14 protein-coding genes are annotated in these 20,525 nt (G+C 48.4%); 4 read left to right on the top strand and 10 right to left on the bottom strand.

Annotated elements, in window-relative coordinates:
• Positions 1-367 precede the first annotated feature (367 nt).
• The gene (locus P5683_RS14290; RefSeq protein ID WP_006623914.1) at positions 368-2,614 is read left to right on the top strand and encodes an Rne/Rng family ribonuclease; all 2,247 of its coding nucleotides are present in this window, start codon (positions 368-370) and stop codon (positions 2,612-2,614) included.
• Positions 2,611-3,282 carry a ribonuclease HII gene (locus P5683_RS14285; RefSeq protein WP_006623913.1) on the top strand — a complete coding sequence of 224 codons (672 nt, stop codon included), beginning with the start codon at positions 2,611-2,613 and terminating at the stop codon, positions 3,280-3,282. The genes P5683_RS14290 and P5683_RS14285 overlap by 4 nt, the downstream gene beginning before the upstream one ends.
• A 115-nt stretch (positions 3,283-3,397) precedes the next feature.
• Here the strand turns inward: P5683_RS14285 and P5683_RS14280 are convergent, their stop codons facing one another.
• Positions 3,398-4,015, bottom strand: a complete 618-nt coding sequence (locus tag P5683_RS14280) for a DUF1997 domain-containing protein (RefSeq protein WP_006623912.1) — start codon at positions 4,013-4,015, stop codon at positions 3,398-3,400.
• A gap of 325 nt (positions 4,016-4,340) precedes the next feature.
• Here P5683_RS14280 and pheA point away from each other — a divergent pair, with 325 nt between their 5' ends.
• A complete protein-coding gene (pheA, locus tag P5683_RS14275) occupies positions 4,341-5,195 on the top strand; it encodes a prephenate dehydratase (protein WP_006623911.1) in 855 nt (284 codons plus the stop codon).
• A gap of 546 nt (positions 5,196-5,741) precedes the next feature.
• Here pheA and P5683_RS14270 read toward each other — a convergent pair.
• From P5683_RS14270 to P5683_RS14230, 9 genes are all read right to left on the bottom strand, one after another.
• Positions 5,742-6,383, bottom strand: coding sequence for an LON peptidase substrate-binding domain-containing protein (locus P5683_RS14270; protein ID WP_006623907.1), 642 nt, complete (start codon positions 6,381-6,383; stop codon positions 5,742-5,744).
• A 105-nt stretch (positions 6,384-6,488) separates the two neighbouring features.
• Entirely contained in the window at positions 6,489-6,797 is a 309-nt protein-coding gene (gene rpsJ / locus P5683_RS14265) for a 30S ribosomal protein S10 (protein WP_196797717.1), read from the bottom strand.
• Between the two features lie 146 nt (positions 6,798-6,943).
• Positions 6,944-8,173: an elongation factor Tu gene (tuf, locus tag P5683_RS14260; protein WP_006623906.1), complete on the bottom strand. Its 1,230-nt coding sequence runs from the start codon at positions 8,171-8,173 to the stop codon at positions 6,944-6,946.
• Between the two features lie 111 nt (positions 8,174-8,284).
• Positions 8,285-10,378: an elongation factor G gene (fusA, locus tag P5683_RS14255; RefSeq protein WP_035759237.1), complete on the bottom strand. Its 2,094-nt coding sequence runs from the start codon at positions 10,376-10,378 to the stop codon at positions 8,285-8,287.
• Positions 10,379-10,447: 69 nt separating this feature from the next.
• Positions 10,448-10,918, bottom strand: coding sequence for a 30S ribosomal protein S7 (gene rpsG / locus P5683_RS14250; RefSeq protein WP_006623904.1), 471 nt, complete (start codon positions 10,916-10,918; stop codon positions 10,448-10,450).
• A gap of 125 nt (positions 10,919-11,043) precedes the next feature.
• Positions 11,044-11,418, bottom strand: coding sequence for a 30S ribosomal protein S12 (rpsL, locus tag P5683_RS14245; RefSeq protein ID WP_006619092.1), 375 nt, complete (start codon positions 11,416-11,418; stop codon positions 11,044-11,046).
• Between the two features lie 204 nt (positions 11,419-11,622).
• Entirely contained in the window at positions 11,623-11,952 is a 330-nt protein-coding gene (locus P5683_RS14240; protein WP_006623903.1) for an iron-sulfur cluster assembly accessory protein, read from the bottom strand.
• Positions 11,953-12,101: 149 nt separating this feature from the next.
• Entirely contained in the window at positions 12,102-12,512 is a 411-nt protein-coding gene (locus P5683_RS14235; protein WP_006623902.1) for a phosphomannose isomerase type II C-terminal cupin domain, read from the bottom strand.
• Between the two features lie 222 nt (positions 12,513-12,734).
• Entirely contained in the window at positions 12,735-15,173 is a 2,439-nt protein-coding gene (locus P5683_RS14230) for a phosphodiester glycosidase family protein (RefSeq protein ID WP_193520864.1), read from the bottom strand.
• Between the two features lie 339 nt (positions 15,174-15,512).
• Here P5683_RS14230 and gltB point away from each other — a divergent pair, with 339 nt between their 5' ends.
• Positions 15,513-20,216 carry a glutamate synthase large subunit gene (gene gltB, locus P5683_RS14225; protein ID WP_046320713.1) on the top strand — a complete coding sequence of 1,568 codons (4,704 nt, stop codon included), beginning with the start codon at positions 15,513-15,515 and terminating at the stop codon, positions 20,214-20,216.
• Positions 20,217-20,525: the final 309 nt, after the last annotated feature.

The following is a 20,525-nucleotide window of genomic DNA, read 5'->3' as shown; positions in this document are numbered from 1 at the left end:
CCCCCAGAGGTCGCAGGCAGCATTAGAAAAACCGGCCAACTTTCTGCACCAGCCCCCAGAGGTCGCAGGCAGCATTAGAAAAACCGGCCAACTTTCTGCACCAGCCCTACGCCAAACAACGAACTCACCCGCCTTTGTGTCTTCGATGACCTAGTGGTTTCGATAAATGGTGATATGAATAAGACCAAAAGTTCCCGGCGGAAGCATCTTCAACCGACAATGGCTACTATTGTAAGTCCCTTCGCCCCGCGCACACAGATGATTATTGGGCAAACGGCACGCTCTCTCATCGCTCTAGCCACCACAATATCAAGCTCACGCAGAGCCGCCTACTCGGTCAAGTGTTGCAAAGTTTTGAGGAAATTAAATGTCCAAGCAAATTATTATTGCAGAGCAGCATAGGATCGCTGCAGTTTTTTCTGAAGACGAGATTCAAGAACTTGTGGTGGCAACCGGAAACCAACAAGTTAGTGATATTTATTTAGGAATTGTTGAAAATGTCCTGCCCGGAATAGACGCGGCTTTTGTCAATATTGGCGACCCCGAACGCAACGGGTTTATTCATGTTTCCGATTTGGGACCGCTAAGATTAAAGCGATCGTCCGGTTCCATTACCGAACTATTGATGCCTCAACAAAAGGTTCTTGTCCAAGTGATGAAAGAACCCACCGGCACCAAAGGACCAAGATTGACAGGGAATATTACCCTACCAGGACGCTATCTCGTCTTAATGCCATTTGGCCGAGGTGTAAATCTGTCTCGCCGTATCCGCCTTGAGACAGAACGCAATCGCCTTAGAGCCTTGGCTATTTTAATTAAACCCTCTGGTATGGGTTTATTAGTCCGAACTGAAGCCGAAGGTATGGCAGAAGATGCCATTTTGGAAGATTTAGAAGCCTTACAAAAACAGTGGGAAGAAATCCAACAAGAGGCCACCTCGACCCGACCTCCCGCACTGCTGAATCGAGATAATGATTTTATTCAACGGGTGCTAAGAGATATGTATAGCACCGAAGTTAATCGCATTGTGGTGGATTCCGCTGATGGCATTAGACGAGTTAAACAGCATTTGGTCAATTGGAGTGTTGGTAAAACTCCCCAAGGAGTCTTGATTGACCACCACCGAGAACGTATCCCTATCCTTGAATATTTCCGCGTTAATGCTGCTATTCGAGAAGCACTACGCCCGAGAGTAGATTTGCCCTCTGGAGGATACATTATCATTGAACCAACAGAAGCCTTGACCGTGATTGATGTCAACTCCGGTTCCTTTACCCGCTCGGCAACTTCTAGGGAAACTGTCCTCTGGACTAACTGTGAAGCGGCTACCGAAATCGCCCGTCAACTGCGCCTACGCAATATCGCTGGGGTGATTATTGTTGACTTTATTGATATGGACTCCCGCAGAGATCAGCTACAAGTCCTTGAACACTTTAATAAGGTCTTGAAAGCAGATAAGTCTAGACCACAAATTGCTCAATTGTCTGAGTTGGGTTTGGTTGAGTTGACCAGAAAACGCCAAGGACAAAATATTTATGAGTTGTTTGGCCGTAGTTGTCCCACTTGTAACGGCTTGGGACATCTGATTCACCTCCCCGGAGAGTCAGCAGCCGATAGCGCTGAAGCCTCTGAACGATTCATGGTTAGCCCCAAATCACTATCTAACCCCCCTGGTTTTGATACCGGAACTCGCACCGCACTAGGACAGGAAACTCGCCGAGTTCAAACCTTATCTTCTGCATCATCTACCGAACCTCTTATGCGCGATGATTCGGAAATGGTTTCTGGTGAACTTGATACAGGAGGTAATTTCCCAGAGTTGGAGTTGCTTAATCATCCCAGTTATCAAGACATTGGCGGTGGTAGCAATATCCGCCGCCGCCGCCGCCGTCGTATTGGTGATATTGAACCCTTAGTCAAGGGGGAAGAGGGAAATCGTTCTATCCGCGTTAACTCCGCTAATACCTATAATGACACGACTAGGACGGAAGCTAATACCGATGTTCTCTTGAACGATCGCCAAGAACTTACGGAACGATTTCCTAAGTCGGTTAAGTCTGATTCTATCAAGGCTATCCCAGAACCTCCAGAAGTGGTGGCGGTGGAAATGACCGGGGATGAACAAGATGTTTATGCCCTCATGGGGATTTCTCCCTTGGTACTCTCTAATCAGTCGGTCAAAAATGCTAGAAATGCGATCGTAACAGTTCGTTTACCAGGTGATACGCCTTTACCTCTGTCTACTATTTTGGAGGAGGAAACTGACACTACCCTCTCCTCCTCCTCTGCGCCGACTATCTCAATTCCTCAAAGCGTACAAGTCCCTCCGACTGCAAATCTGATCTCTCAAGATGACCAAAACCTGGTTTCTGATGATGTAGAAGATACCACTGACGATTCTCAAGAGTCCCCGGAAATCCCAGAGCCTGGGGAACTACTAGATGTTAGTGATTTAACAGATAACAGCCAACTACCAGATCCTAATGATGAACTCGAAGATTCTGATTATATTTATGTCTCGGAAGATTCCGAAAACTTGGACCTAGAGACATCGCCTGAAGACACACCCGTTATTCGCCGCCGCCGTCGCCGTTCTTCGGCGGTTCCTGAGTGAGTATCCCTTATCCCTACCTATCCGCTTCCCTACCCCTGTTTATTCAGGGGGAAAATAACCCCATTGAACAACTTTCCTGGACTGCTGTGGCTGGTATAGATGAGGTGGGAAGAGGAGCTTGGTTTGGCCCGGTGGTAGCGGCGGCTGTACAACTGTCAGAAACAACTATCTTAGAACTTGCTGCGGCTGGGGTTAAAGATAGTAAAAAATTGACCCACAACGATCGCCTCAGTTTATCTACTTTAATTAGATCTAAGGCGATCGCTTGTCAAATTGGTTGGGCTTCGGCACGGGAAATAGACCGCCTAAATATTTTACAAGCTACCCAACTCGCTATGCGGCGATCGATTCTTAAATTGCAACCGCCACCACAATTTTGTTTGGTTGATGGGAACAGACTTATCCCCAATCTGTCTATCCCACAACAGGCGATCGTCAAAGGGGATAGCCATTGTGTTGTCATCGCCGCCTCTAGTATTGTCGCTAAGGTATGGCGTGATGAACTTATGACCCGCTTAGATCGCACTTACCCACAATATGGTTTCGCTCAACACAAGGGATACGGCACTAAACAACATAAACAAGCCTTACAATCTTATGGTCCTTGTTTTCACCATCGCTTCTCCTTTGCTCCCGTCCGTCAATATTTCGAGTCGGGGGCGGGTTAACTCAGTGACGCACCCACCCGCCTGCCCCGCAGTCCCTAGTGTCCGGGTTTTCCATGCCATCATACAAATCTCACGCACCCTACAACCCCCTACCGTTAAGGCGGGGGCGGGTTAACTAAGTGGGCTGGTGAGAATCATGACTGACTGCGGAACTCCCCCCGACAACCACTTGACTATTGGGTTGGGTGGCAATTTCTTGCTCCTGTACCTCACAAGTCCATCGCTCATAGTCCGATAATAAATTGTGCATTAATCGCTGTTTTATCGTTAATAAAACGCTTTTAAGCAAACCGTTTCCAGTGGCTTCAATTATCGGTTTAGGAGTTAGCGACAACGGGTAGGGGACCTCCACCTGTACCTCAAGATCCGCTTGACCCCTCAGATAGGTGATACCATTGATTTTGTACGGCGCTAATCTGCCATATAGGTTCAGCGAAAACCTCTGGTTAATGTATTCAATACCCCGAATTTCACAACCCCGCGATCGCAACCTTACCGTTCCATTCGCCAAAGCTGATACTTTCATATCTACTGTCGGTTGAATGGTCAGCATCATAAATGACAGGGGACGCATTTTTAAGCGAAAGCAGTCCGCCTCCAACCTCTGTAGCCTATTTGGATCAACTAAGGCGTTCACCAAACGTTGGGGCTGACGTAAATAGTGCTGGATCGGAATACTTTGCTCACCTACCGCAATTTCCACCGATTGGGAAGCTGTAAATCTATTAAGCATGGGAGACGGTATAAATCAACAGTTGTTAACCTACATTAACAAAAATTAACTTTTTTGAACGTGACTGCCATCACCCCAAGTCCTCAAGTAGTCTTAGATTATTCTTAGATTGGGGTTTTGGCGTTTAGTCTTTCCATCATAACCATCATATTGATGAGAACCTTGTAAAGAATTACAACAACCTCAATTGGGGAGAGTCCATTTATCCCTACCCTACTGGTCCTAAATAAGCCAAGTTCAACTCAATAGACCGCCTTCGACCCCTGTTCACACTCCCCCAAACCTCACACCATACCAACCTAAATTTAATTGATTAGTGGTTACAATGACTGTCTCTATTGCTCATTTAGGCCCCCCAGGTACTTATGCTGAGGCGGCGACTCTGGTTTATGCCGACTATCTAACCCAAACTACAGGACATAGGCCTTTACTATGTCCTTATCCTAGTATCACCCAAACTCTACAAGCCGTCGCTAACGGTGATGTCGCTCTCGGAGTCGTTCCCGTCGAAAATTCTATTGAGGGTAGTGTTACTATTACCCTTGATGCTATCTGGAAGCTAGATCTAATTCGCATTCAAAAGGGCCTGGTTTTACCTATTTCCCACGCTTTACTATCTAACGCTCAGGGATTAGCAGACATTAAAACTGTCTACTCCCACCCGCAAGCCTTGGCTCAGTGTCAGGGATGGCTCGAAAAATTTCTCCCTAATGTTCAGGCTATCCCTACTAATTCCACTACAGAAGCACTACAATATTTGCAGGAAACTACTACCGCTGCGATCGCATCTGGACGCGCTGCTGAACTTTATCAGTTACCTATTTTGGCTCATCCAATTAATGATTATCCTGACAATTGTACCCGATTCTGGGTCGTCAGTTTACAGCCTTGGCCTGGGGGTAATTATACTTCCTTAGCTTTTAGTGTTCCCGCTAATGTTCCTGGTGCTTTGGTTAAACCATTACAGATTTTTGCCCAACGCAATATTAATCTAAGTCGCATTGAGTCCCGTCCTACTAAGCGATCGCTTGGCGATTATTTGTTCTTTATTGATATTGAGGCTAACACTGATCATCAATCCGTGCGATCGGCTTTGCAAGAACTCAAAACTCACACCGAAACTCTCAAAATTTTTGGCAGTTATAGCATTCTTAACCATCAACCACAATCCCCATGTTGATTTTTTTTTCAACAAAAATTAATGTCGCCACCCGTGGAGGGGTTGACAGGTGGCGGGAAATTATGGTAGGCTGGGAGGTAATTCCTTATAATGGGAGGCTTGACCAAAATATTTTTTAAGCACAGATTTCCATTATATAAATATACTACCCCAACTCGCTCACTAAGTCAAGCCCCTTTTCCGGGTGAGGCTGGGCGCGAGGAGTGTTGATTTTTTTTTCAACAAAAATTAATTGCGCCGCCCGTGGAGGGGTTGACAGGTGGCGGGAAATTATGGTAAGCTGGGAGGTAATTCCTTATAATGGGAGGCTTGACCAAAATATTTTTTAAGCACAGATTTCCATTATATAAATATACTACCCCAACTCGCTCACTAAGTCAAGCCCCTTTTCCGGGTGAGGCTGGGCGCGAGGGGTGTTGATTTTTTTTTCAACATTTAATCTGGATAAATAAGCCCAGGCGCAGAATATTAACGAAAAAATCCCGCCGCCGTAGAGACAAGGGCTGCCTTGTCTCATGAGGCAGGCTTGGTCTGTCAACTACTGCCCTAATTTAGGGCATCCTTTAACACAGTTCTAGCAGCTAAATGATTGCGAGTTGAAGTCAGAATTTCAGCTTCCCTTTCCAAACGAGCTACAGTATCCTGCATTTCTAAAAGCATCTGTTGTTCCGCTGCCACCCCATAGAGGTTACTAGCAACCCAGTAGGATAACTCTGTGGGTAAATCAGGAATATCATCGGGTAATTCGATGGGCTGATCCATTAACTTACTGGAAAGATGAACCACATCTCGCAGTAAATTAGCCACATCCTTAGCCAAAGGTCTAAGATCGGTAGTTGGTGGCTCATCTTCGATCCATTCCACCAAACCAACCAGATAAGGCTTTTCCCGGACAGCTTCGAGGACGCGAAATCGTTGTTGTCCCAAGGTCACAATTTTCATGCGATCATCAGGTAAACGCTGATACTGAATGACCTCAGCACAGCAGCCTACCGAAGCCACTTGTCCTTGAGTAGGATCGAACATCAAAACCCCAAAGCGACGATCGCCGTCTAGGATAGTGTTCATCATAATTCGATAACGGAACTCGAAAATATGTAAAGGTAGGGGTCGATGTGGAAACAGAACCACTTCCGGTAGAGGAAACAGGGGAAGTTCTCGAACAGCAAGAGAGGAAGATGATGCCATTGTCCCTTAGTACAGTGTGCGCTTCTTTCTTTATACTTTAGCCGATTTCGGACGACCCCTGTTTCGATCACCAAATATATTGAAGAGCGATCGCCCCTAGTGACCCTACAATTTCACCTCAATATCCACCCCAGCGGGTAAATCGAGTTTCATGAGAGCATCAATTGTTTTTGAGGAAGGTTGATAAATATCAATAATGCGGCGGTGAGTCCGGGTTTCAAAATGTTCTCGTGAATCCTTATCAACGTGGGGAGAACGTAGGACACAGTAAATGCGTCTTTTAGTTGGTAAAGGAATCGGACCGAGGGCCGTAGCTCCGGTGCGGTTAGCCGTATCGACGATCTTCTCGCAGGAGGTATCAAGTAAGCGGCGATCGAAGGCTTTAAGACGGATGCGAATTTTTTGCTGCTGAATGGTAGCCATGGTCTCAATTGTTTAGTTTTCGAGGTTCAGTTGAATTAAATAAGCAAGGTCAGAGAGAGCAGAAAAGTGTCCTCAACTCGGAGCACTTTCCTGCCACTTAATTGATCAGTTCAGAATCTAGCGATCGGATTCTAGTTCTAAGCCAGAATCTTAGCAACTACACCCGCACCAACAGTACGACCACCCTCACGGATAGCGAAACGCATCCCTTGCTCAATAGCGATCGGGCAGATGAGTTGTACAGTCATATTAATCCGGTCACCAGGGATAACCATTTCCGGAGTGCTGCCATCATCAGCAGTAAACTCATCAATAGTCCCGGTTACATCAGTAGTCCGTACATAGAACTGAGGACGATAACCTTTAAAGAAAGGAGTGTGCCGTCCGCCTTCTTCTTTCTTGAGGATATAAACTTCCGCCTCAAACTTAGTGTGGGGAGTAATTGATTTGGGTTTAGCAATTACCATACCCCGTTGAACATCATTTTTCTGAATACCCCGCAGCAGTAGACCGACGTTATCTCCCGCCATCCCCTCCTCAAGAGTTTTCTGGAACATTTCCGCCCCAGTTACAGTAGTGGTGCGGGTATCCTTAATTCCAATCAGTTCAACAGTGTCACCCACCTTGACTTTACCCCGTTCGATCCGGCCTGTAGACACCGTACCCCGACCAGTAATCGAGAAAACATCTTCCACAGCCATCAAGAAAGGCTTATCGATATCGCGCTCAGGAGTGGGGATATAAGCATCTACTTCATCCATCAGAGCATGAATCTTGTCAACCCAATCATTCTCACCGCGAGTAGTTTTGGGGTTTTCTGTCAGAAAGTCCAATGCTTTCAAAGCAGAACCAGAAACAATGGGAATATCGTCACCGGGGAAATCGTATGAACTTAGCAGTTCGCGAACTTCCAATTCCACCAGTTCCAGTAGTTCCTCATCATCTACCATATCGGCTTTGTTCAGGAAAACCACGATACTAGGAACCCCTACCTGTTTCGCCAGCAGAATATGTTCACGGGTTTGAGGCATAGGACCATCAGCCGCTGAAACCACCAGAATTGCACCATCCATTTGGGCAGCACCAGTGATCATATTTTTCACATAGTCAGCGTGTCCCGGACAGTCAACGTGAGCATAGTGGCGTTGTTCAGTTTCATACTCTACGTGAGCGGTATTGATGGTAATACCCCGCTGCTTTTCTTCAGGAGCCGCATCAATATCATCATACTTACGAGCTTTAGCACCACCAGAGGCAGCCAATGTCATGGTGATAGCAGCAGTCAGCGTGGTTTTACCGTGGTCAACGTGACCGATAGTACCAATGTTAACGTGAGGTTTGTTCCGTTCAAATTTTGCGCGTGCCATATTATTGTTTCGTTTGTTCTTCTAGTAATGAATGATCAAGTTCGAGACCGCATAGTTGGTGCGATCGCAGCAGTTTACACCACCACCGCGCTCGCGCCACCATCCTAATCTCTAGTTACCTTTGCTCTTCGCAATGATAGTTTCTGCCACACTCCGAGGCACCTCTTCATAATGGCTAAACTCCATCGAGAAGACCCCCCTGCCTTGAGTTTTCGAGCGGATATCCGTCGCATAGCCAAACATTGTAGCCAGAGGAACTTTAGCCACTACCTTGGCAATGGATTGACTCTGATCAGTTTCCTGACCCTCAATCTGACCACGGCGGGAGTTTAGATCCCCGATGACATTCCCAATGAAATCTTCGGGAACTTCCACTTCAACTTTCATCATCGGCTCCAACAGCACAGGTGAAGCCTTGGTGACACCATTTTTAATCGCCATGGAACCGGCAATCTTAAAGGCCATTTCCGAGGAGTCAACCTCATGGTAGGAACCATCCACCAGAGTAGCTTTGACATCGATGAGTGGATAACCAGCAATCACACCGGACTCGCAGGCTTCCTTCATCCCCTGTTCCGCCGGATTAATATATTCCTTGGGAACAGAACCCCCAACAATCTTGGAGACAAATTCAAATCCACTTCCCGGCTCACCCGGTTCCAATTCAATCACAACGTGGCCATACTGACCCTTACCACCACTCTGACGGATGAACTTTCCTTCGGTGCGAATTGACTTACGGATAGTCTCACGGTAAGCCACCTGGGGAGCGCCAATGTTAGCTTCCACCTTGAACTCTCGTAACATCCGGTCTACCAGAATTTCCAGGTGTAGTTCACCCATTCCAGCAATTACCGTTTGGTTAGTCTCCGAGTCAATTGATACCCGGAAAGTCGGATCTTCCTCAGATAAGGACTGCAAAGCCTTGGAGAGTTTCTCCATATCCTGTTTGGTTTTGGGTTCTACCGCCACCGAAATCACCGGCTCTGGGATATATAAGGACTCCAGGATAATCGAGTTGGCTTCATCACAGATTGTATCCCCAGTCAGGGTATCCTTGAGACCTAAAGCCGCTCCCAAGTCCCCGGCTCGGAGTTCTTCTACCTCAATGCGTTCATCAGACTTGAGAACGATCAAGCGAGAAATCCGCTCTTTCTTGTTCTTAGTGGCATTGTAGATGTAACTTCCTTTCTGGAGAACACCGGAATAGACCCGCACAAAAGTTAAACGTCCATAAGGATCAGCCATCACTTTGAACGCCAAGGCTGATAGCGGTGCATCATCATCCGCATAGCGAACCCCCTCTTCTCCGTCCGGTAGTACCCCTTTAATGGGAGGCACTTCTGTGGGAGCCGGAAGATAGTCTACCACAGCATCCAGAAGCCTTTGAACCCCTCGGTTTTTGAAAGAAGAACCGCAAATTACCGGAACAATCAAGCCTTTAATTGTCCCTTGACGTAAGCTATGACGAATTTCTTCTTCTGTGAGAGCTTCCCCACCTTCGAGCTGTTCGAGATATTTCTCCATCAAAGCCTCATCCGTTTCGGCTACAGCTTCTAGGAGTTTTTCCCGATACTCTGCTACCAAATCTTGGACTTCCTCTGGAATCTCATCACTGACTTGGATATCAGTTCCCAGGTCATTGGTGTACAGATAAGTCTTCATCGCGACTAGATCTACCAAGCCGTGAAAGTCACTCTCACGACCTACGGGAACCTGGATCGGTACTGCATTAGCTCGCAAGCGATCGCGGATTTGACCATAGACCTTAAAAAAGTCCGCCCCGGTGCGATCCATTTTATTAATGAATGCAATTCGGGGAACCTGATAGCGTTCAGCCTGCCGCCAAACCGTTTCTGACTGAGGCTGTACGCCACCGACAGAACAGAAAACTGCAATCACCCCATCAAGAACCCGCATAGACCGTTCTACTTCAATGGTGAAGTCAACGTGACCAGGAGTATCAATGATGTTAATGCGATGATCTAGCCAACTGGTACTAATGGCGGCAGCCGTGATGGTAATACCACGCTCCCGCTCTTGAGCCATCCAGTCCGTTACAGCAGTTCCTTCATGAACCTCGCCCATTTTGTGAACCACACCCGAATAGAATAGAATCCTCTCCGTAGTGGTTGTCTTGCCCGCATCGATATGGGCTGCGATGCCGATATTACGTACTCTCTCAAGCGGGATGGTACGTGCCACAGCTACCTCCTTTTTTAAACCTTTATTAAGATTTTATACGTTTCTGGAACTGACTGCTAATCCAATATTTTAATACCGATAATGGGCGAAGGCTTTGTTGGCTTCTGCCATCCGGTGCGTTTCTTCCCGCTTCCGAACTGCACTCCCGGTTTCATTGGCTGCATCCATCAGTTCTGATGCTAGTCTACTAGCCATCGATCGCCCTGAACGAGTCCTCGAAAAGTGAATCAACCACCGCAAAGCTAAGGTGGTTCCCCTTTCGGAACGCACTTCCATGGGAACTTGATAAGTCGCTCCTCCCACCCGGCGAGCCTTAACTTCTACCAAAGGAGTCGCATTCCTCACCGCTTTTTCAAACAATTCCAGAGGATCAGATCCCGTCCGTTCCTCAATAGTAGCCAAAGCATCATAAACGATGTTGTGAGCTACAGATTTTTTGCCGTGCCTCATGATGCGACGCACCATCATGCTCACCAGGCGACTGTTATACCTAGAATCAGGAGGAACCGGACGTTTTTGAACAACTCTACGACGAGACATACTAAATTTTCCCTCAACACAATCTTAAATTCCTGCCGAGCCAGCAAGACCTACAATAACCCATGTCAACCAGACCCGCCCATAAAATTAGGCTGCCAAAATTTGGGTTAATTCATACTCCGGTCCTAAGCCTTCGGGCGTTTGGCTCCGTATTTAGAACGGCCGTTGCGACGATCTTTGACTCCCGCTGTGTCCAATGTCCCACGAATTATGTGATATCGAACGCCTGGTAAGTCTTTCACCCGACCGCCTCTAATCATTACCACAGAGTGTTCTTGTAAGTTATGACCAATACCCGGTATATATGCTGTCACTTCAAATCCTGAAGTCAGGCGCACCCTTGCTACTTTGCGAAGTGCTGAATTCGGTTTTTTAGGTGTTGTAGTATAAACACGAGTACAAACCCCACGACGTTGCGGACAACTTTTCAGGGCTGGAGACTTGGTTTTTTTATCAGTCTTTTCTCGTGCAGAACGAATTAGTTGCTGTATAGTGGGCATGAGTTACGACATAATCTATGAATTCGTCAATTTTAGGGGTTGCGGTATCTCCACCGAAATAGCCCTCCCCGATTTGGGGATGGGATTTTCCTTTCTATCTATAAGTTAGATTCTGATACCCAAAACTTTATTTTAAACGATCTAACTGCTTTTGGCAAACTTTTTTTGGAAATACGGAAGCGAATCGGACGCAACTCCCTAATATCAGGACTTACGGACAAAAGAGTGACCACAACTACAGGTCTTGGCTGCATTAGGATTATCGAACCGGAAGCCTCCCCCCATGAGATCCTCTGAATAGTCTAGGGTCAATCCCTCCAGGTAGGGAGCGCTGTGGCTATCAATCACTATCTTAATCGAACCACACTGATAAACGCCATCGTTGGCTGTGGCTGATGGTTCCAAACTGAAGGTATAAACCCAATCACAACACCCCCCAGACTTAACTCCTAGTCGAAACAATAGGTTGGAGTCATTCTTCCTAGACTGTTGGCGTAAAACTTCATTAGTGGCAGATTGGGTTAGATGAATCATAGTTCAGAGATAACCGATAACTGAGGATCGACCATAAGCACCCTGGATTTTGGGTCAAGCCGTAATTATACAGCTACAGGAGACAACTACACAAATACATTAAGGCAATTCAGGCAATCAACACTGATAGAATGCGGAATTCCTGGAGATTAGCGGCTGCGGGAGTAGTCATCCTGAAAACGAACAATGTCATCTTCCCCTAAATACTCTCCATTCTGAACCTCAATCAAAACCAGAGGTATCACGCCGGGATTTTCCAGGCGGTGGGTTGTACATTGAGGCACATAAGTCGATTGATTAGAAAATAGTACCTCTTCACGATCGCCACAGGTAACTCTAGCAGTACCAGAAACTACAATCCAGTGTTCACTGCGATGATGGTGCATTTGTAAGCTAAGGCGATGGCCTGGGTTTACCTCAATGCGTTTAATTTTGTAGCCAGGTCCTTCTTCTAATACGGTAAAAGAACCCCAAGGCCGCAACTCAGTGGCTGAAGGCAATTGGGGAATGGTGGCGACGAGTGTGGCTGCAACTTGAGGATTTTCTTTGATGGCTACCATAGCAATCTGTCCTTGAAAAAATTAGGATAAATTTGGCACTAGCTCAGGGCTTTAGATGCTCGAGGTTCGAGCCTTTACATTGAGCCTTGATTCCTACAAACCACCATAGCAAACAGATTAGGGAAGATGTCACCCGGTTTGCCTCAGAATGCGGTGATAGCTACCAGATTTTATCAAAACTTTACGGTAGCCACCCATAGCTTTACATAGAAGTCATAGTTTTTAAGGGGATAAGAACACACCCAGGGCATTGTGAATAGGGGCGGCGGTTTGAGGAGGGCGATCGAGTAGATACCCACCTAAATAGAGACCAGTGGAACTACCACCGTCCAAATTGAGAGCATCAGTAGCCCCCAACTGTTTCATTAACTCTGCTAATTCAGCCAGAGAAGGTCCAGGACCACCAAGACGTGGATGGACTACGACTAATAAAAGCGATACTGCTGGGGAGTCGCTGCCCGATCGCCCTGGGGTGTTAGTTTTCAGACCGACGGCACTGCGGATAGCCCTTTGAGTATTAAAAGCATCACTAAAGTTTTCGGCCCTAGCATCTAGGACTACTTGGTTGCCCCGCAGTAACAGAGGACCAGCCCCCAGAATATGGGGATATTCAGCAAAATCGGGCGGATTAGTTTCATCAACAAGTTGCACGGGTAGGGGTTGGTGTTCTGTCTGGGTGCTAGGGGGACAAACCAACCCGATACACTGGGTTTCATCTATGCCGAGGGCTAAAGCTATTTCGGGTTCATTTCGCAGAATTAGTAAATAGCCATCGTCGGGAATAGGGACGGCGGAAAAGTTAATGGAGTCGAGGACTTGGTGACTAATAATGGTTTCGCCTTGAACAGTGATAGCAATTTCTCTGGGAGTAAAAGGGCTATAGGTGCTTCCCCAGTCAGAAGTATAGCGAGATAGTCCCCGTTGAATAAAGGCACTATTGAGGCGATCAAGGGGGATAGGTTCACGACGGTCGGGGAACAAGGTTTGTGAAAGTTCGAGGCGATCGATAAAAAATTGGTTTTGGTCTGTCCAAGCGATCGCCCCCCGGTTGAGAATCGGGCCAGAGAGCCAGCGATTTTGATGTCTGATGGCTCCCAGGGGATATTGATTATTGCGATTGAAAAATCCGCCATTGATGGCAGCGGCGGCTCTGGTGCTACTAGCGACATGAACCAAGGGGCTGACACCGGAGCGAGATCCTGGTCGGCTGAGAATCGGTTGTAGGGAAATTCCCTGGTTATTTAAGTCTATCTCTAACCAAACGACTGGGAACCTAGCCGACTCGCGGCCAGTAGAGTTTGAGGGAGGGGGTGTAGATAGCCTCTGGTGGCTATTAAGATCGATATATTTTTGTTGCCAGCGCAGTCCCTCAGCCCAAACGATATTGCGATCGCGCCAAAAATCGGGGCGAATTTCGATGTTAATTTCCGGTAGCACGGCACTAGAGGTGATCACAGGCTGCCACCCGGTGGGAGTGCTGAAAATCAGGCGAGTTTGCTGGTTCTGGGAATCTACCCATAACCCCATTAAATTTGTCCAGAGATCTGATGAACTCTCGGAGGGGGTGAGAGATTGGATATTATTACCAGGCAAAATTACGGAACCGAGTAGCTGGTGCGAGCCGCTACTATTGGAGAGGTGAGGCGATGTAGCCTCCAAGGGAATTGACCACCATACCAAAGGCGGTAATTCCTGGGGTGGTGGGGGTGAAGGTTGCCTATCCCCTTCATCTTCTAAGTTGGTTTCCTCTGTTGGCTCAGGTTCTGGTTCTGGTTGTGGGGACGGTGGTTTAAGTAACTCTTGCAGAGGGGGGGGAAGATCAGATATATCGAGGTTTTGGGGAGATATGCTGCGCCCGATGATACTAGGAGTTTGCCAATTGGCTGGGTTGGTGAGTCTAACGACAAAACGGCGACAGAAATTTTCCGAGTTGCGTCCTGGCGGGTTGACGAGTGTTGTGGTGGGGAGGTCAGATAATTCTTGAACCCGTCCGGCGGTTCTGTCACCAGTCGTTTCCCCCAAAGAAGCTAGGGCGACTGTGTAAGGGGGGATGCCGAAATCAGCCCCGCTCAACACCGGATCCGAGGGGCGGGTGTGGGGAGTTGGCTGATTTTTCCCGTGGGATATGTTGCACCCGCCCCTACAAGCACCCGCCACGGGAACACAGATATTATCTTCAATGAAATCAGCCTGCACTGATTCAATAGTGCTAGGGGGGGTGACAATTTCGAGACGGTTTCCCTGGATCTGAATTTGCCAATTTTCCCTGGCTGCCAGTTCGCTAATCTCTAGGTATCGGTAGCCAGATTGATAGTGTGTAGGCACGTTATGGGAAAATGCAAACCAACTAATGGGCTGTTGTTGGTGGTTATCGGTATCAAGGAGTTCGACTCCCATGGAGTGCATTAAGCCCAAATCGCTAATACCAATAGCAAGGCGGTCTGGTATGCGAGAATCTTGCCACTCTAGCCAATTAACTGGCAAATTTTGTCCGTTGATGGCAATGTCGGTTCCTGATTGAATAGGTTTTGATACAATGGTATACCCCGCCGCTAATGCCACACCCCCGCCGAACCCCTCAGTGGGAGTGCTAAGGGCGGGAGAGGACAACAACCAGAAAAAAGCAGCCAAATTTACAGAAAATCGGGATGAGTTAAACATGAAATCAAAATGTAATCAGATTTAAACTTTTGTGAGTCAAGACCAAAAATCGCGTGTATCCTAGGTAATTATGAGCTATGGCTTGGAATAGGGTACAGGCGGGTTCACAAACAATGGGCGTGGAAATAGAGTCGCGCGTCAGAACCCGCCCCTCGATGCGAAAATTTCGGAGTAAATCAACACGGAGTGCGTCACAATAACGCTTTTGGTTGGTGTTTCTCGTAGCCGGTCGGATGTGACGCACCCTACGAATCTTGGCTACATAATAATACCTAAGGGCATTTCACGGACAACGGACACCAGACAGCAATTTCCCTAGCAAAACCCATTGATCGAGACATGGATAGAAAAGAAACCAATTTCAACCCCCATCAACCCCCTACCCTGAAAGTTCGCCGGTTATCTAACCAGGGAAATAGCCTGGGTACACCCTACGCGGGTCCTCGGTGGCTGGTGGAAGAAAGAGATGCTTGTGGCGTTGGGTTCATTGCAGACCTAAACGGAAAAGCCAACCATAGCATAATTGAGAAAGCCTTAAAAGCCCTAGGCTGTCTGGAACACAGGGGAGGATGTAGTGCCGATTACGACTCTGGGGACGGAGCCGGAGTGATGACTACTATTCCCTGGAAAATACTGCAAGCGGAAGGATATGGGGTCAGTCCAGAGGGTGACTATGGAGTAGGAATGGTATTTCTACCCCAGGCGGGTTCTTCAGAAAATTCGGACCCCAATCATCAGGTTTCGGACGGCGAAGGTAAACAACAGTTAGCCCGCGATACGATCGCCAAAGTTCTGGAGTCGGAAAACCTGAACCTGATAGGTTGGCGAGTGGTTCCGGTGCGCCCGGAAGTCCTCGGACCAATGGCGGCAGCTAACCAACCCTGCATTGAACAGCTTATTGTTAGCTCAAAAAAAGGTCTGGTGGGAGATGACCTAGAACGTCAATTATATCTAGCACGCCGCCAGTGTGGGGTAGCCCTAGAAAAAGAGGGCTTAGTCTGGGGACAGGATATCTACATTTGCTCCTGGTCCTGTCGGACTATTGTTTACAAGGGTATGGTGCGATCGGCGGTGTTGGGTGAGTTTTACCGTGATTTACAAAATCCCGACTATGAAAGTCAATTTGCGGTGTATCATAGGCGCTTCAGCACTAATACTATGCCACGCTGGCCTCTCGCTCAACCGATGCGGTTACTGGGGCATAACGGGGAAATTAACACGCTTCTGGGTAACATTAACTGGATGCGTGCGCGGGAAGGTATCCTCTCTCATCCGGTTTGGGGCGATCGCCTTTGGGACCTGAAACCCTTTGTGGATGCCAATAACAGCGATTCGGCTAACCTCGACAACGTGATGGAACTCCTGGTGCGGACGGGACGGGAACCTTCCGAGTCGTTGATGATTATGGTTCCAGAAGCCTACCAAAATCAGCCGCTGCTGAAAGACTATCCAGAAATTACGGACTTCTACGAATTCCACAGCGGAGTACAAGAACCCTGGGATGGTCCGGCTTTGCTAGTATTTAGCGATGGTAAACAGGTGGGAGCCTGCTTAGACCGCAATGGACTCAGACCCGCTCGCTACTGCATCACCAAAGGGGGTTTGATTATTGTCGGCTCGGAAGCGGGAGTAGTACAAGTTGAGGAGTCGGAAATTCTGGAAAAAGGTCGCCTGGGACCCGGACAAACTATCGCGGTGAACTTGGAGGAGTCGGAAATCCTCAAAAACTGGGATATTAAACGGAAAGTGGCGGCGAAATGCAACTATGGGGAATGGCTGCGAAAATACCGCTACGATTTGGAGCCTCAACCTTTTGTGGGGACAGAAAATCCTCTTCTTCCTGACCTGGCTATCCAAAAAGCCTTTGGTTACGGTTCGGAAGATGTGGAAATGGTGATTGCGGATATGGCGAGTTTGGGGAAAGAACCGACTTTCTGTATGGGAGATGATATCCCCCTGGCGGTGATTTCGGAACAACCTCACCTGCTATATGACTATTTTAAACAGCGCTTTGCTCAGGTGACTAACCCGGCTATTGACCCCCTACGGGAGCGCATTGTCATGTCCCTACAAATGCGCTTGGGAGAACGCGGAAACCTCCTAGACCCTAAACCGGAAGATGCGCGGATGCTAAAAATATCATCCCCAGTCCTCAATGAGGCGGAACTGCAAAAACTGGCGGACTCTGGTTTAAAGGCGGTCACTCTGTCTACTCTGTATCCGGTGGCGACGGGACCGGACGGGTTGCGGTTGGCGGTGGAGGCTCTGTGCGAAAAAGCGATCGCCGCAGTGGCTCAGGGGGCGAAAATCTTGATTCTCAGCGATCGCAACTCGGAGAGCCAATCGCCTTTGAATGGGGAAAATACCTATATCCCTCCTCTGTTGGCTGTGGGGGCTGTCCATCACCATCTGATTGAGTCGGGAGACCGCTTGAAATGCTCGTTGGTGGTGAACACTGCCCAATGCTGGAGTACCCATCATTTTGCCTGTTTAATCGGCTATGGTGCGTCTGCTGTCTGCCCCTATTTGGCTTTGGCGACGGTGCGACAGTGGTGGTCGGAACCCAAAACTCAGATGGCGATGGAAAAAGGGAAAATGCCACCTTTGAGCATGGTTCAGGCTCAGGAAAACTATCGCGCGGCGGTGGAAGGGGGACTGTTAAAAATTCTCTCGAAAATGGGGATTTCTCTACTGTCTTCTTACCAAGGAGCCCAAATTTTTGAGGCGATCGGTATCGGGGAAGACCTGTTGAATTTGGGCTTCAAGGGGACGACTTCTCGGATTGGAGGGTTGACTGTGGCGGAGTTGGCTATGGAGGTCAGCCAGTTTCACGCTAAGGCTTTCCCGGAAATGCAAGGCAAAAAGCTGGAAAACTACGGCTTTGTGAATTATTTTAAACGGGGAGAATATCACGGCAATAGCCCGGAATTGGCGAAGTTACTGCATCAGGCGGTACGCGGTGAGGGTGCAGACCATTACACGACTTACCAGGCTTACCTGAAAGACAGCCCAGTGGCGGCGCTGCGAGATTTACTGGATTTCCAAAGCGATCGCTCTCCCATCTCTATTGATGAGGTAGAACCCATTACGGATATTGTCAAGCGCTTCTGTACTGGGGGAATGTCTTTGGGGGCGCTGTCGCCAGAGGCTCACGAAACTTTGGCGATCGCCATGAACCGTCTAGGCGGAAAGTCAAATTCTGGGGAAGGTGGCGAAGACCCCGCCCGGTTTAAGCCTTTATCTGATGTCGGGGATGATGGCATTTCTCCCAGTCGCCCATATCTACGAGGCTTAAAAAATGGGGATAGTTGCTCCTCTGCCATTAAACAGGTTGCTTCTGGTCGCTTTGGGGTAACACCAGAGTATCTGATGAATGCCCAGTCCATCGAGATTAAAGTCGCTCAAGGGGCGAAACCCGGTGAGGGGGGACAACTGCCCGGCAAGAAAGTTAGCCCCTATATCGCCATGTTGCGACGGTCTAAACCTGGTGTCACGCTTATCTCTCCGCCGCCTCATCATGATATCTACTCCATCGAGGATTTGGCACAGTTGATTTTTGACTTGCATCAGATTAATCCTAATGCTCAGGTGTCGGTGAAACTGGTAGCGGAAATTGGTATTGGTACTATTGCGGCTGGGGTAGCTAAGGCTAATGCGGACTATATCCAGATTTCGGGTCATGATGGCGGCACGGGAGCCTCGCCTTTGTCTTCCATTAAACACGCCGGAACACCCTGGGAGTTGGGTTTAACGGAGGTGCATCGGGTACTGATGGAAAACCAATTGCGCGATCGTGTTCGCCTACGGGTTGATGGTGGTCTCAAGTCCGGCTGGGATGTGGTCATGGGCGCTCTCATGGGAGCCGAAGAGTTTGGCTTTGGTACGATCGCCATGATTTCCGAAGGCTGTATCATGGCTCGGATTTGTCACACCAATGGTTGTCCGGTGGGGGTCACTACTCAGCGGGAGGAGTTGCGTAAACGCTTCCCAGGAACTCCTGACCATGTGGTTAATTTCTTCCATTTTGTCGCATCAGAGGTGCGGGAGTTGTTGGCTATGCTGGGTTACCGTTCCCTGACTGATTTGATGGGGCGATCGGACCTCCTAAAAATGCGCGATTTACCTCTGGCGAAAACCAAAGGATTGGATTTAGGGGTGTTGATGCAGCCTCCGGTCGCTCCGGGTAATGATTGGTTGAATCATGAACCTGTACACAGCAATGGTCCGGTGTTAGACGACAGCATTTTGGCTGATCAAGAAATCTCTGATGCCATTTCCCATCAGTCCAAGGTTGCCAAAACTTTGGATATTGTCAATACCGATCGCACTGTGGGCGCTCGCATTGCTGGGAAAATTGCCTCTATGTACGGCAATAGTGGTTTCTCTGGGGAAATTGCCCTCACCTTTAACGGGTCAGCAGGTCAGAGTTTTGGCGCGTTTAACCTACCCGGCATGATTTTAACCCTCAATGGCGAGGCTAATGATTATGTGGGTAAGGGTATGCACGGCGGCGAGTTGATTGTTAAGCCGAGTGATGACTCGACTCTGGACTCTGGGGAAAATGTGATTATTGGCAATACTTGTCTATATGGAGCTACCGGAGGCACTCTGTTCGCACGGGGACAAGCGGGTGAGCGTTTCGCTGTTCGTAATTCTATGGGACAAGCAGTTATTGAAGGCGCAGGCGACCATTGCTGCGAGTATATGACTGGTGGTGTGGTTGTGGTCCTCGGTAAGGTCGGCCGTAACGTCGGGGCTGGAATGACTGGCGGTATTGCTTATTTCCTTGACCTGGATGGATCTTTCCCGGATTGTGTGAATGGGGAAATTGTCCGCATTCAACGGGTAGCGACCAGTCAAGGTGAGGCTCAGTTGCGGGGATTGATTCAAGACCATAGCGATCGCACTGGTAGCAAGGTGGCAGCTTCGATTTTGGCTAATTGGTCTGAGTTCCTACCTAAATTCTGGCAAGTGGTTCCCCCTTCTGAGGAAAATACGCCGGAGGTTTCCTCGGCAGCTAGTAATCAAAAGGTTGCGGTGTAGGGCAGGTGCGACACGGTTCGGCTGTGCCTTAAAAAGCGATCGTCTGGGGGCGGGTTCCGGTAGTTGACGGGTTTTTCCGGTAGCTGATCTAGCACCCGCCCCTACCAGCTTTGTCGCTTGGGTTTCACCCAACAGCAGCTTTTGTCGCTTGGGTTTCACCCAACAGAAGGTGAGAGATGGTGTTTTTGGGTTGAGACCTGCAACGGAACCTCCCGCGTGGGTCGCACCCTACGACTACGGGAAAGAGGCGGGTAGCTTTGTAGGTTGGGTGAAACCCAACAGAAGGCTTTGTAGGTTAGGTGAAACCCA

It is taken from the genome of Limnospira sp. PMC 1279.21 (assembly GCF_032349615.1).
Taxonomy (GTDB): Bacteria; Cyanobacteriota; Cyanobacteriia; order Cyanobacteriales; family Microcoleaceae; genus Limnospira; species Limnospira fusiformis.
The sequence above is the reverse complement of the archived record's forward strand: the minus strand, read 5'-3'. Positions and strand labels throughout refer to the sequence as shown.